Genomic DNA, 13,801 nt, shown 5'->3' on the forward strand with positions numbered 1-13,801 from the left:
TTGCACGCACCCGTCAGGGGAACGCACACACGTCGTCGCGTCTCGACGGCCCACAGGGAGTACGGTCACGGGGCAGTGGATCTGGCGCGAGTCCCGTCACGGTTCCAGTCAACTCTACCGACAGGTGTCTCGTCGAGCCCCGAACTGTTCCGCAAACGAAACTGTCTTTCCGGCTTGCACACAACGATCGGTCGATGGTAACAACTGGAGACGCTGCCCCCGACTTCACCGTACCGCTCGCAAACGGCGACATCGAGGAGTTTTCGCTGTCGGAGCGCCTCGAGGCGGAAGCACCGATCGTCCTCGCGTTCTTCCCCGGTGCGTTCACCAGCGTCTGTACGACCGAGATGTGTGCGTTCCAGGACAGACTGACCGGCTTCAACGATCTCGATGCCACCGTCTACGGCGTCAGCCGTGACTCGCCGTTCACGCTCAACGAGTTCCGCGAGCAAAACGACCTCGAGTTCGGCCTGCTCAGCGACTACAACCAGGACGTCATCGACGACTACGGGATCGCGATGGACTTCGCCGATCTCGGCGTCTACGGCGTCTCCAAGCGATCGGTGTTCGTCGTCGACGGCGACGGCCAGATCGCGTACTCGTGGGTCAGCGACGACCCCGGCGTCGAACCCGAGTACGACGAGGTCCAGGCTGCAGTCGAGGACCTCTCCTAACGCAGCACCGATACCGACGACCACCTTTCCCCGCCCCCGTCGCAGGGCTTTTTTAGTCAGCAACCGAGGGTCACGTATGAGCGACTCTGCCGCCGATGAGGCCTCCCGCCGCGTCTATGCTCCCGACGCCGATCACAATTTTCCCGACGACAAATTGAATACCGTTCTCGAGTTCATCGAAGACGACGAGGAGATCGCGACCTACCTCGAGGCACAGAACGTCAACGCGGTCGATCGGATGCAGTACAACGATCACGGGACGAAACACATCGAGATCGTCCGCAACCGGGCGCTGTGTCTCTACGACCTGCTCAAGGCGGGCGACGTCGATTTCAACGGCGCGCGCCAGCAGGGGCTCGACGAGGAGGACGAATCGGTCATCATCGCGCTCGCGGCCACCTTGCACGATGTCGGCCACGTCGTCCACCGCGATAGCCACGCGTACTATTCGATCCCGCTGGCTGCGGACATCCTCGATCGAGTCCTCCCCGAGTTCTACGACGTCGCCGAGACCGTCCGAATGAAAGGCGAAGTCCTCCACGCCATCCTCTGTCATCACACGGCCGAGACGCCACTGACCACCGAGGCGGGCGTCATCCGCGTCGCCGACGCCCTCGACATGGAAAGCGGTCGCTCGCGGATCCCCTACGAGTACGGCGGTCGCGGCATCAACACCCTCTCGAGTCAGGCGATCAAGCGCGTCTCGCTCCAGCCCGGCGACACCACCCCCGTCATGGTCGAGATCGCGATGACCAACGCCGCCGGCGTCTACCAGGTCGACAACCTCCTCAAGGCCAAACTCGAGGACTCCGGGCTCGAAGACCAGATTCGCATCGTCGCGCTCAACACGAACGAAAACCACGAGCAGTTAGTCGAGCGGATCGAACTCTAAAGCAACGAAATTATACCGAGAGCGCGACGTAGTCGCGCTCGCAGCGTAAAATTTCGATCAAAAGCACTCCTCCTTCCGTTCCAGGCGCTCGTCGAGCGCCTTCCACATCAGTCGTCGGCCCGCTTGCTCCCCTCTGGTCGCTCGCGGTAATGGTAGATGCCTGCCCTCCCCCGTTGAGCGGACACTTCGTTTCCGCGATGTTCGGAAGGGCTTGCTCTTCCGTAGAGTCGCGAGTTCCTCGCACTGCTCGGAACTCGCACCCGGCCGTTCGGCGTGGGTACTTTCCTCTCAGGCGATCTCGTATCGCCCGTTTTGCCGCTCGAGATACCCGTGGTCCCGAAGCGTGCCGGTAATCGAGAGGACGGTTCCCTTCGTCACCGCCAGATCGTCACGGAGCTCGTCCGCGGTTGCACCGTTTCCTGCAGCCACGTACAGGTAGACGAGTTTCGCTCGTGCGGAATCGAGATCGGTTGGAATCGATACGTCGAGGTCCGTCGTCGCTGTTCGATTCATACTCCACGCCTGTCCTTCGACGATAATAAAAGTCATCTACAACGATCGTCGAAAACCGGGCAGGACAACGGCTTCTTCGCGCGTCGATACGAGATGCGTCAATCGTCGAATGTCCGCCGGAACTGCGAGCGGGCCTCTCGAGTGGCCGGTCTCGGGTATAGGCAATCGTCGTGAGGAGGCAATTCGTGCTAACTCATCACAATCCCACTGTACGGGGGTGACTCGGACGGACTGCTTTTGTGGACTCACTCGAGAACACTAGCGCACGCAATGTCGACCCAAATCACTGTTCTCGCGCTGCTGACTGGGTTGCTGACCGGCGCACTGTTCCGGTTCTTCAACGTTCCGATCCCTGCCCCACCTGAACTCCCCGGAATCATGGGTATCGTCGGGATCTACGTCGGCTACAGGATAATCGAGTATTTCGATATCGGCGTCGATCTGCTCGAGGTGCTCGGACTGTAGGGATCGAGTGGTGTCCGCTGGCCGCGTCCTCAGGCTGCTTACTCGCTACTGAAAAAGAATTGCATGAGCATCCAGAGCGTCAGCAGGACCGCCGCCGGCGAGAACACTACCGCTATGAACAGCAGCGGGCCGGCCAGAACGGAGTTGCCCAGGAAAGACGCGACGACGAGCAGTGAGACGGTACTCATACGGATGGCATGAGTCGGGAACGGTTTAAGGGATTCTACTCGCAGCGAGCACCGGTTCGATTACTGGAAAACGAAAACGGCTGCGCCGTCGTCAGTAGCTGCGCTCTTTCGGCTCGTAGGTCTTGTTCTGGCCCTCGAGAATGACCGGGCGGTAGAAGATCGAGGGTTCGCCGTCGTCCCAGGAGATGAGCGTGTGCTTGAGCCACTCCTCGTCTTTGCGTTCCTGGTGTTCCTTGCGCCAGTGTGCGCCGCGGAACTCGTCGCGCACGAGCGCGCCGAGTGCGATCGACTCCGCGACGTCGATCAGGTTCCGTGTCTCGATCGTCTGCTGGAGGTCCGTGTTGAAGGTCCGCGAGGGGTCGTCGACGTAGACGTCCTGGTACTCCTGGCGGCACTCGCGGATGATCCGCAAGGCTTTCTTGACGCCCTCCTCGGTCCGGAAGACGTTGACGTAGTCGGTCATCGCCTGCTGGAGCTTCGCGCGGATCTCGGCGTGTTGGACGCCGTCGTCTTTGTCCATCAGGCGGTCGACGCGCTGACGTGCGGTTTCGACGGTTCGTTCGAGAATCCCCTCGGCGTCGGCAGTGACGCCACCGTCCGCGGCGACGCCACCGCTCGTTCCGAGTCCCGCTTCGCCGGGCGCGACGGGGAGTTCGGTCTCCGTTTCGTCCTCGACGTCGTCGCCGTAGCCGGTCCGAATCTTCGGCTCGCCGAGGTCGTCGCCGGCGGCGTGGCGGCCGGCGCGCTTGCCGAAGACGATCAGTTCCGGCAGGGCGTTCCCGCCGAGTCGGTTGCCGCCGTGGACGGAAACGCAGGCACACTCGCCGGCGGCGTAGAGGCCGTCGACGCAGGTCTGGCCGTTCTCGTCGACTTCGATGCCGCCCATCGCGTAGTGCTGGCCGGGCTTGACCGGCATCGGCTCGACGAGGCCGTCGACGCCCTCGAAGTCCTCCGCGAGGTGGAGGATGTTCTCGAGGCGGTCCATGATGCGTTCCTCGCCGAGGTGGCGCATGTCGAGGTGGACGTACTCGTCCTCGACGCCCCGGCCCTCGTCGACCTCGGTGAGTTCGGCGCGGGCGACGACGTCCCGCGAGGCGAGTTCCCCGGAGTTGTTCGCGTAGCCGTGTTCGAACATGAACCGCTCGCCCTCGCTGTTGTAGAGGATACCGCCTTCCCCGCGGACCCCCTCGGAGATGAGGACGCCCGTCGACGGCAGCGAAGTGGGGTGGAACTGGATGAATTCCATGTCCTCGAGCGGTGCACCCGCCCGATAGGCCATCGCGTGGCCGTCGCCGGTACAGGAGACGGCGTTGGTAGTGTGATCGAACGCCTGCCCGGGGCCGCCGGTCGCGAGGACGACGCCCTGATTCGCTTTGAAGCCCTCGATGTTGCCGGATTGAACGTCGTAGGCGACGACGCCGTGGCACTCGCGGTCGTTCGGGTCCGCCTCGTCGGTCGTCGCGAGGTCCATTACGTACCACTCGTCGTAGACCTGAATGCCTCGCTTGACGACCTGCTCGTACATGGTGTGTAGCAGGTGGTGTCCCGTCTCCGCACCGGCGTAGGTCGTCCGCGGGTACGAGAGGCCGCCGAACGGTCGCTGGGAGACCCGGCCGTCCTCCTCGCGGGAGAAGGGCATCCCCCAGTGCTCTAAGTTGATCGTCTCTTCAGGGGCGTCCTGGGCGAGGGTCTCGACTGCCGGCGCGTCGCCGAGGTAGTCCGACCCCTTCATCGTGTCGTAGGCGTGGAGTTCCCAGTCGTCGCCCTCCTGGAGCGCGGCGTTGATGCCACCTTCGGCCGCGCCAGTGTGGCTGCGGACGGGGTGGAGCTTCGAGACCATCGCCACGTCGGCTCCCGCTTCGTGCGCTGCGATCGCGGCTCGGAGGCCGGCGCCGCCGGCGCCGACCACAATAACGTCGTGTTCGTGCATAGTTACCAGAATTTCAGGTTCTTCTTGACTGCTTCCCGCTTGAGCTCCTGAATGTGCTCGGTGAGCGGAATGTCTTTCGGACACACCTCGGTACAGGAGAACTGGGTCTGGCACCGCCAGACGCCGTGTTCCTGCTCGAGAATGCGGAGTCGGTGCTCTTTGATCTCTTCGCCCTCGCGGTCGTCCATCGCGAACTTGTAGGCCTTGTTGATCGCTGCGGGGCCCAGATACTCGTTGTCGCCGGCCGCGATGTTACAACTAGACATACACGCGCCACACCAGATACACCGGGAGGACATCTTGATCTTCTCGCGGTTTTCCGGGGTCTGGCGCTGCTCTTCGAGATCATCGGTCGGGGGGGTGTCCTCGTCCTGGAAGTAGGGTTCGACCGTATGCATCTGATCGTAGAAGTGGTCCATGTCGACGACCAGATCCTTGACGACCTCCTGGTGGGGAAGCGGCTCGATGCGAACCGGCTGCTCGAGGTCCGAGATCTGGGTCTTGCAACCCAGCCGCTGCCTGCCGTTGACGAAGAAGGCGTCGGAGCCACAGACGGCCTGCCGACAGGAGTGTCGGAAGGTAAGCGAAGAATCGTACTCGTCACGCGCGTACATGACCGCGTCGAGGACGGTCATCCCCTTCTCGAAGGGGACGTGGAAGTCGTCAAACCGGGGCTCTTGCTTGTCCGCGACCTCCGGATCGTAGCGGAACACCTTGATGAGGACCGTCTCCCCCTCGAGTTCGGCCGTTTTCTCGGCGCGTTCGTCAATCATCCCGTCGTCTTTCTCCTCGAGTCGCCGCTCCTGGGGCGACTCCGCGCCTTTCATCTCCGGGTCTTCCGGTGCTTCTTGGCTTTCGGGTTCGGCTTGTTGTGTACTCATATTAGATCATCCCGTTCATCGTGAGTGCGACGTAGGTTCCCTGCGCGACGAGTCCGACGCTGACAACGACCAGCACTGCCAGAACGGCCTTCTTTTGCGTTCCCTCCAACCCCTGGTTGACCAGCGCGTTGTAGACGCCGTTGACACCGTGGAAGGTAGCGGTGATCAGGAACAACACCATTGTCAATAGGTACCCAACGTTTTGCATTCGGGCCTGAGTACCCAAGAAGCTTACCTCGTAGGCGTGGTTGACGAAGTGTAAGAGGAAGAAGTGGAAGGCGAGAACGATCACCAGAAACGCCGCCGTGACCCGCTGGAGGAACCAGCGCGTGCCGCCGGGCGTAAACGAGGAGTAGCGTTCCGCCATCAGATTCCCACCCCGGAGACGAAGGTCGGGACGCTCGCGACGGTAATCGCACCCGTCAGCATCACCGAGGCATAGAAACTCTTGTCTTGACTGTCCAGACCGACACCTAAGTCGACCATCAACAACCGGACACCGTTCAAGATGTGGAAAACAGCGACAGAGAGTAACCCGACCTCCATCAGTCTGATTATGAAGAGGCCCTCGAGTCCCCGGACTGTCTGCGTGTAGACGTCAGTCTGCTGTTGGATCGCCGCTGGATCGCCGTTTACAGCGCCGATAGACGTGCTCAACACTGGAATATGCATAAAAAGATAACCAATGAGAATCCACCCACTGAACTTATGAAGAATCCATGCCCACATTCCAGCGGAAAATTCTTTCCACCTGCCGAAGTCCTCAACCACTCCGCGGTTGTAAGAATTACTCATGCGCTCTATCCGGGGTTTGGCGTGGAAGTAGTATAGTAGTTACTGTTCGCACTACTCGTAAAGACGTTACTATCGGAATATCGACCGCCAGCGCCCATCTAGCAGCATCGGATTAAACTCGTTTTGTCTGCCTGTTCGAGGCCGGTTTCCACGGGCTAACCGGTCGGAACTTTCACTGATTCGGTGACTCAATTTCGTTCGAACGGTTCGGGCGAGACCGGTCGTTTTCGTGGGGTCGAGCGCGTATCGGTCAGCCGGCTTGCCACATATTGTACTCCTCCCCTAATAAATAAACTAGGCCAAATATTTATTTATTCAATCAGTACAATGTGTTAACAGAATGCGTAACGAGATACCGAACCCCAGCACGTTGCCCGAACCACCACAACCGAACGGCTATCCTGTGATCGGAAATGCGCTTGATTTTGTCGGTGCAAGCGATCCGATTCAGTTCCTAAACGACGCGTGCAGAGATCACGGCGATCTCGTCAAATTAGAGATGTTCGGCAACGAAGTCTACATCACTCGCAGTCCTGAGGACGCTAAACGGGTATTCGACACGAACAACGCCAATTATGAAAAATCGTCTGCACAGCAGGAAGGGTTCAAGCGGATTATGGGGGAAGACATTATTATCAGTGAAGGAGAGCTCTGGCGACACCAGCGAAACGTCCTCTTACCGGTAATTTCCCGCGACCGAGTCGCCTCTTTCAGTCCCGATATAACCGACTACACCGAAGAGATGTTGGACTCCTGGACGGAGGGGGAGGTAATCGACGTAAACAGGGAGATGATGGGACTCACCGCTCGAGTAATGTGTAAGGTGATATTCAACTGGGAAGCCGACGGCTACGGCGAGACGATAAGTGAGAACCTGCGAACCGTAACTACCTATCTGTTCAAGGACTCAGTTGGAGTCACTGCGCCAGAGTGGCTCCCAACGCCACAGAACCGCCGCTTCAAGGACGCACTCGAGACGTTGAACGCTATCGCAGACGAGATCATCGCGACTCGTCGCCACGCCGACGACGACGTCGACGACCTCATCACTCGAACTCTCGAGATGAGAGACGACAGCGACAGGGAACTTACGAACGACATCTTGCGGGGAAAAGTGATGACGATGTCCTTCGCGGCACACGAAACGACGGCACAGGGGCTGACGTTTACGCTCTATTTGCTCTCGCAACATCCGCACATACGCCAGCGGCTCCAGGAGGAACTCGATGCCGAGCTCGATGGTCGAAGTCCGACAGCGGAGGATCTCTCCGAGTTGGACTTCCTCGAAGCCGTTATCAAAGAGTCGTTCCGGGTGTATTCACCGGGGTACAGCATAAATCGAGAGGTGATCAACGACGACGAACTCAGCGGCTACCACATCCCCGCAGGTTCAATGGTCATCGTTTACCAGTGGGGAATTCACCGGAACCCCCGCGTGTGGGACAGACCGCATACATTCGATCCGGATCGGTGGCTGGAAGACGGTCAGCCGGCGGATAACGAGTTCGCCTATATACCGTTCGGAGCGGGTCCTCGACGCTGTGCGGGACAACAGTTCTCACTCCTCGAATCGAAACTGGTTCTTGCGACAATCCTTCAGGAGTGCGATCTCGAACTCGTCACGGAACCCCCGATCGATTTCGACCTCGCCGTCACGACCCGGCCGAAAAACGGAATCGATATGATTCCGCACTCGCGGTGATCCCGCAAACGGGTCCCAGACGCCCGTCTGGATACGGAACAGTCCGAATCACGGCCGATGCGGTAGTCGCTAACTCGATGTATGGCTGTCAGAGCCTAGAACAATGTTCGTCGGATCACGCTGGGGCGTACCAATGAGAGCGGGTCTTTCTCCATCGTCGATACCCGCAGAAAGGCGTCGGTCAACGTCCCATCCGATTGCGCTCCCTGCCGTAATCGAGACAGGTACCAGCCGAGTAGTTTCGCTTTCCGGGGCGTTGGGTCGTTCGCCTGTGGATACTCCAGATCGGCACCGATCGCGATCGTCCAAGCCGTGTCGATAACTGACGCGACGCGGCGAAAGAAACGGGATGACAGCGATTCACGCTGGCCTGCAGCGAGCGCGTGGTGAAGTTCCAACGCATCCAGAGCGGCTACTGACATCCCCTGGCCGTAGAGCGGATTGAAACTAGCGATCGCATCCCCGGTAACGAGAAGGCCGTCCGGAAACCTGTCGAGCGCTTCGTATCGCCGCCGAACGTTCGATGGGAACGGATAGTGACGGACTTCGTCGCCGAGCCACTCGTGGGTCTCGAGCAGTTGTGCCACTTCGTCGTTCGGCAGGCTGTTCGCAAACGACACGACCTCGTCGGGATCGGTCGGGGCTCTCTCACCGTGTATTCCCTGAACGGTCACGAGCCACCGGCCGTCTTCGATCGGAAGAACGGCCCCACCTCGAGTGCGAGGTGGGGACGGAGGAACGATGATGGCATGTCGTTCATCGGTCGGCCGGTCGATGACGACGGTGCTGTAGGTCACGTCGACCTGTATTTCCTCGACTGGCGGGGGACGGTAGCCGTGCTCTTTCAGCCAATTCGGTGTTCGGGACGTTCGTCCAGTTGCGTCGACAATCAGGTCGGCGTCGAGTTCCGTTTTCTCGGCGTTCTGGCCGCGTACTTCGACACCGTGAATTCTCGTCGTATCTTCGGTGAGATAGTCGATGAGGGTCGTCCTGGTCCGGACGGTGATCTCGTCGATGGCCGTGACGCGGGTGCGAAGCGTCCGTTCGAACAGCGGTCGGCTTGCACAGTACATCGGTATTCGCTTCGGTCCATTGGCCAGATATCCACCGTCGTAGTAGTAAGAGAGGTCACTGGCTGCGTCGATCAATAGTCCGCCGGTCGAAAGTAACGCTTCACCGTAGTCTGGAAACAGATCTTCGAGCGTGGCTCGACCTGCCTCTTGAAGTACGTGAGGCTGGCTCGCCTGAGGGACGCCCCGTCGTGTGCTTGGCTCGTCGGGTAGCGGATCCTGTTCGATGACGATGACCTCCGTGAACCGGTCGGCCAGAACGCGGGCCGCACACAGCCCGGCGACACCGCTTCCGACGACGATTGCTCTCCCCTGTTTCTGAGAAACCCGACTATCATCGTACCGAGTAACGGCTTCCAGTACCATTAAATCGCACTGTATTCGCGGTTGTATTATAAAACCAACCATAACTTTTGATGGAAAATTTTAAATGGTCTCTATATGATATTACTAATATGGGAAACTCGAAAAAAACGAACGAAGAGATACAGAAATTCTTCACTGATGCAGGTGACGTATTTGACACGTATATGGAGGAGAAGGGTCATAGCAACATTCATTACGGCTACGCCGCCGAGAACGGCAATGCGAAGACCGACGGTGATGGGACGAACGAGTTGAACAGGAAACTCGCCGAAACGGTCGATATCAGCGCCGATAACCGAGTGCTATTCTGCGGGTGTGGCGTTGGCGGACCCGCGATCTGGGCCGCGAAGAACCTCGGAACTGAGTCGATCGGAATCAACATCGTCGGACACCAACTCGAACAGGCCCGGGAGAATGCGAGGGAAGAAGGTGTCGCGGACCGGACGGAGTTTCGGTACGACGATCTAACGAAAATGCAGACCGTCGAGGACGACTCGATCGACGTCGTTTGGGCGATCGAAGCCGTCGTATACGCCGAAAACAAGGGGGATTTCCTTACGGAAGCACGGCGCGTTCTCGGTGACGATGGTCGCCTCGTGATCGCCGAGGGGTTCAAAGCGAAGCGATATCCCTCAACCGAGGAAGAACAGATGTTGAGACAACTCGAAGAGGGATGGTCCGTCCCAAATATCGTCTACATCGACGACTTCACTCGAGATATGGAATCCAAGGGCCTCCAGAACGTCGAGGTCGAGGACATTACGGAAAACATCATGCCGTTCGCAAAATCGAACGCCCTCGGTCGTCACTATCTCTACTTGATAAAGTTACAGAAGAAACTCAACCTGATGCCGGAAAAGAAGGCGAACCACCTCCTAAACCTTGCTAACCAGTATCACGTCTTCAGGCGACGTATCTTGACGTACAATATCGTCTCGGCTACAGTTTAGTTCGGATGACAGTTCAATCTAGCTTTCGTGTCCCGTTCAACTCCGAATCGCGTATTCGTCCCGAGCGAACGGGGACCTGTTCCGATTTGGAATGAGATGTCCATTGCTCCTCCCGCCTCGACTCAGTTCTCGAGGTGTCTTAAAAGAAGGTCGGTGACGCGGTCTGGGATTTCGTGGTGGAGCCAGTGCGTCGCAGTGGGGATTCGGACGAGAGAACCGTTGTTGCAGTACTCGATACTTTTAGAAGCCAGTTCTGGTAGCAATGCCCGATCGTTTTTTCCCCAGATTACCAGCGTCTGATTCGAAATTCGATCGCGAGGTGACCCTTGATCGTGGCGTATCCATGCACGATACCAGTTAATCATCGCTGTGGGGGCTCCATCTTGCTTCCACGCGACACGGTACAACCGCTCGTCCGCGTCGGTAAACTCCTCCGGGCCGAGGTCGTCACGAATCGCGTTACTCCACATCCGGTAATCGTTTCGCCGTCCGATCCATTCGGGGAGTCGGGGTAACTGGAAAAAAAAGACGTACCAGCTCTTACCGAGCTGTCGGACGTTCGAACGGAGGTGTTGCCAGTACGCGGCTGGGTGAGGCGCGTTCAGAATAGCGAGCCGATCGACGCTGGCCGGATATCGATGTGCGACGTTCCATGCTACCATCCCGCCCCAATCGTGTCCGATGACGTGAGCGGATCGATGCCCCGTCGACTTGATCAGCCCCAGGATATCCCGTGAGAGTTCCGTGAGTCGATAGGATCGGACACGTGGTGGCTTTTCACTCAAGTTGTATCCCCGTTGATCCGGGATGAGCACTCGATATCCAGCGTCGACGAGTGGGTCAACATAGCGGTGCCAGCAGTACCAGAATTCAGGGAATCCGTGAAGGAGTACGACGGGCGGATCCTCTTGGTGTCCTGCTGTGACTACATGTAACGTGGTACCGTTGACATCCCTGTATGTGGATTCGGCTGAGCGGGTATCCACCAACGATGCGTCGACCGATGGGTGATCAGCCATCGTAGTCACCGCCCCAGTCCTCTACCGTCGGTATCATTTCTTCGGACGAATCCGTTTCCGTCTCGAACGGTACCGTTTCTGACCGGTGACGAGCCGCCGGTGCCGACTTCTTTCAGAGAACGTTCACATTCCGGTCGAAGTGATGACGCTTCCGAGTTGGCTCTTTCCAAGACGTCCCTATCTAGCCCGGGACGAAAGGGGCTATCGACCAGCGTTAGACGGTGCCAGTGTATAGAACACGTATCGTCCTGCAACTCACTGTCTCCAGAGCCGAGGTCTGTCGTCCACCACGCGAAGTCCGGTATCGGGATCATTGGTCTCTGCCAAAAACCTCATCTTGATCCTACTTAAACTCATATATAATATCATAAAGATATTATTAATAGAGAATTGGAAAACATAGCTCGTTCGCCGGGGAGAGAGCGCCGCGTCAACGGATAGGTACCGTTCGACACTGTGGTATCGTAATCGCTGAAACGAGTGATACATTGACCGCGATGTCGCCGTGCAATGACTTCCAGTGAGTACTATAGCGATGCCAGATCCAAACGGTCTGATCGGCGAAAGAACCGAACGCACTCCTCGAGCTCGAACGGCCTGCCCACAGCACCTGAGATTCGAGCGCTCTGGCTAGTGGGAAGCGACAATCAACGAGGACAGGTCGGTAATCGTACTCCCTACCGCCATCTCAAAAGGCTGCTGCCTGCCAACTCTCATCAATACTAGCTTCCCTTATTTAACATCTCTACGTACTTTTTATATGAACAAAGAGTTGAAATAGATAGGGTACGATCTGATGTTATGGGACAACAACCGGCGTACACGGAACCACACTTCGATGGATTGTTCCCACAGAATTTCCACACCCCAAATATAGATTTCGAGAAGGGAGTGGGAGAAACGATAATCGATGCTAACGGCAACACGTACATCGACGTTGCCTCCGGTAACCAGAACGTCACTATCGGACATGGGAGAGAAGAAATCGCAGAAGCCGCATACGAACAACTCTCCAGCCTCGAGTACATACCGATGCAGCAAACCACGGAGTCCGTTCGCTCCTTCGGTGAGACGATAACGGGTTTCATGCCCGACGGGTTCGAACGTGCGTGGCTCGTTTCAGGCGGATCGCTCGCGGTCGAAAGTACGATTGCGATGGTTCGACAGTATCACACAGAACGAGGAAACGAACGGAAGCACAAATTCATTACTCGGCGAGGGAGCTATCACGGAACTACACTCGGTGCCCTGTCTGCGACGGGATTCGAGATGTATACCACTCATATGGATCCATTGCTACAGGATTTCCCAAAAGCTCCTCGAGGCAACCAGTATCGATGTACGCTATGTGGTGGTGGTGGCGGAAGCGAATGTGGAAGACGATGTGCGGACATGTTCGAACAGCTCGTACTGGAACACGGACCGGAAAACGTAGCCGCATTCATGGCCGAACCGGTCGGTGGCAGCCAGAGTCAGGGTGAACGGCCCCACCCGGAGTACTTCGAACGGGTCCGAGAAATCTGCGACGAGTACGATATATTGTTCGTCGTCGACGAAATTCTCACCGGTATCGGGCGAACCGGAACCAATTTCGCGATCGAGCAGTACGATATCACTCCGGATATTATCGTCACTGGGAAGGGGGTAACAGCAGGATACGCCCCTGCCGGTGTCGTTATGCCCCACAACCGAGTTGTAGAAGTGTTCCGAGAAATCCCGCACGGATTTGCACACGGGTACACGAATTGTTTCCATCCGGGAACCGCCGCAATCGCCAAAGCCGTTCTCGAATTCACTCGTCAAAACGAACTCGTCGAGAACGCCGCTACTGTGGGCAGTTATTTGGGTGAGCGATTGACATCGCTCTACGATTATGATGCGGTTGGTGACGTCCGTGGCGTTGGACTGTTACACGGGGTTGAGTTCGTTGCGGACCGAGAAACGAAAGAGCCACTCGATGTTGATTTCGAGTTGCAACAGGCGCTCGTTGAAGCAGGTCTTGACAACGGCGTCCTGTTGTCGACCGAGGGTGGCCACCTCGACGGAAAGAACGGGGATCTCCTCGTTATCGCCCCACCACTCACGATCGAAGAAACGCAGGTAGATGACATGGTCGACCGGATCTATACCGCCGTCGGCGACGCATTAGCTCGAGTCGGTGTTGCGTAACCGACCAGTCGGAGACAGCAACGACTCGGTAGAATCGGAAGACGGCTACTTCTCTGCAGTTGTTTCGTTCGGTGAGCAGCGGACAGTTGCCTACGAGTCGGTTCCGCCGACCAATGTCGACACTGAACGACCGAGTGGGAGGGACACGCTCTTCGCTGATCAGGATCTCGTACCGGACAGACGTTAT

General features: G+C 57.9%; 14 protein-coding genes. 6 read left to right on the plus strand and 8 right to left on the minus strand.

Annotation, left to right across the window (positions count from 1 at the left end):
- Positions 1-194: 194 nt before the first annotated feature.
- Both CP557_RS02880 and CP557_RS02885 read left to right on the plus strand, forming a co-directional pair.
- Complete coding sequence (locus CP557_RS02880; protein WP_097378515.1) at positions 195-674, plus strand: redoxin domain-containing protein; 480 nt, start codon at positions 195-197, stop codon at positions 672-674.
- A 76-nt stretch (positions 675-750) separates the two neighbouring features.
- Entirely contained in the window at positions 751-1,566 is an 816-nt protein-coding gene (locus tag CP557_RS02885) for an HD domain-containing protein (protein ID WP_097378516.1), read from the plus strand.
- Positions 1,567-1,854: 288 nt separating this feature from the next.
- On the opposite strand, the gene CP557_RS02890 is transcribed toward CP557_RS02885, so the two are convergent.
- On the minus strand, positions 1,855-2,079 hold the full coding sequence (locus CP557_RS02890; protein ID WP_097378517.1) for a MarR family transcriptional regulator: 225 nt from the start codon (positions 2,077-2,079) through the stop codon (positions 1,855-1,857).
- A gap of 270 nt (positions 2,080-2,349) precedes the next feature.
- Between CP557_RS02890 and CP557_RS02895 the strand changes: the two genes are divergently transcribed.
- Complete coding sequence (locus CP557_RS02895; RefSeq protein WP_097378518.1) at positions 2,350-2,544, plus strand: XapX domain-containing protein; 195 nt, start codon at positions 2,350-2,352, stop codon at positions 2,542-2,544.
- A 38-nt stretch (positions 2,545-2,582) separates the two neighbouring features.
- On the opposite strand, the gene CP557_RS22395 is transcribed toward CP557_RS02895, so the two are convergent.
- From CP557_RS22395 to sdhC, 5 genes are all read right to left on the minus strand, one after another.
- Positions 2,583-2,732 (minus strand): hypothetical protein, encoded by a 150-nt coding sequence (locus CP557_RS22395; protein ID WP_169924329.1) that lies wholly within the window; start codon positions 2,730-2,732, stop codon positions 2,583-2,585.
- A gap of 91 nt (positions 2,733-2,823) precedes the next feature.
- Positions 2,824-4,662, minus strand: coding sequence for an FAD-binding protein (locus CP557_RS02900; protein WP_097378519.1), 1,839 nt, complete (start codon positions 4,660-4,662; stop codon positions 2,824-2,826).
- Positions 4,663-4,664: 2 nt separating this feature from the next.
- Positions 4,665-5,543: a succinate dehydrogenase/fumarate reductase iron-sulfur subunit gene (locus tag CP557_RS02905; RefSeq protein WP_097378520.1), complete on the minus strand. Its 879-nt coding sequence runs from the start codon at positions 5,541-5,543 to the stop codon at positions 4,665-4,667.
- A 1-nt stretch (position 5,544) separates the two neighbouring features.
- Positions 5,545-5,910: a succinate dehydrogenase gene (locus CP557_RS02910; RefSeq protein ID WP_097378521.1), complete on the minus strand. Its 366-nt coding sequence runs from the start codon at positions 5,908-5,910 to the stop codon at positions 5,545-5,547.
- Positions 5,910-6,338, minus strand: coding sequence for a succinate dehydrogenase, cytochrome b556 subunit (sdhC, locus tag CP557_RS02915; RefSeq protein WP_097378522.1), 429 nt, complete (start codon positions 6,336-6,338; stop codon positions 5,910-5,912). The genes CP557_RS02910 and sdhC overlap by 1 nt, the downstream gene beginning before the upstream one ends.
- 340 nt (positions 6,339-6,678) lie before the next feature.
- Here sdhC and CP557_RS02920 point away from each other — a divergent pair, with 340 nt between their 5' ends.
- Entirely contained in the window at positions 6,679-8,040 is a 1,362-nt protein-coding gene (locus CP557_RS02920; RefSeq protein ID WP_097378523.1) for a cytochrome P450, read from the plus strand.
- 95 nt (positions 8,041-8,135) lie between these two features.
- Here CP557_RS02920 and CP557_RS02925 read toward each other — a convergent pair whose 3' ends face one another.
- Positions 8,136-9,476, minus strand: a complete 1,341-nt coding sequence (locus CP557_RS02925) for an NAD(P)/FAD-dependent oxidoreductase (RefSeq protein ID WP_097378524.1) — start codon at positions 9,474-9,476, stop codon at positions 8,136-8,138.
- 89 nt (positions 9,477-9,565) lie between these two features.
- On the opposite strand from CP557_RS02925, the gene CP557_RS02930 reads away from it, so the two are divergent.
- Positions 9,566-10,426, plus strand: coding sequence for an SAM-dependent methyltransferase (locus CP557_RS02930; RefSeq protein ID WP_169924330.1), 861 nt, complete (start codon positions 9,566-9,568; stop codon positions 10,424-10,426).
- Positions 10,427-10,548: 122 nt separating this feature from the next.
- Here the strand turns inward: CP557_RS02930 and CP557_RS02935 are convergent, their stop codons facing one another.
- Positions 10,549-11,445: an alpha/beta fold hydrolase gene (locus CP557_RS02935; RefSeq protein ID WP_097378526.1), complete on the minus strand. Its 897-nt coding sequence runs from the start codon at positions 11,443-11,445 to the stop codon at positions 10,549-10,551.
- A gap of 801 nt (positions 11,446-12,246) precedes the next feature.
- On the opposite strand from CP557_RS02935, the gene CP557_RS02940 reads away from it, so the two are divergent.
- Entirely contained in the window at positions 12,247-13,614 is a 1,368-nt protein-coding gene (locus tag CP557_RS02940) for an aminotransferase family protein (protein ID WP_097378527.1), read from the plus strand.
- Positions 13,615-13,801: the final 187 nt, after the last annotated feature.

Origin of the sequence: Natrinema ejinorense, assembly GCF_002494345.1 — an archaeon.
In the GTDB taxonomy this organism is placed as follows: Archaea; Halobacteriota; Halobacteria; order Halobacteriales; family Natrialbaceae; genus Natrinema; species Natrinema longum.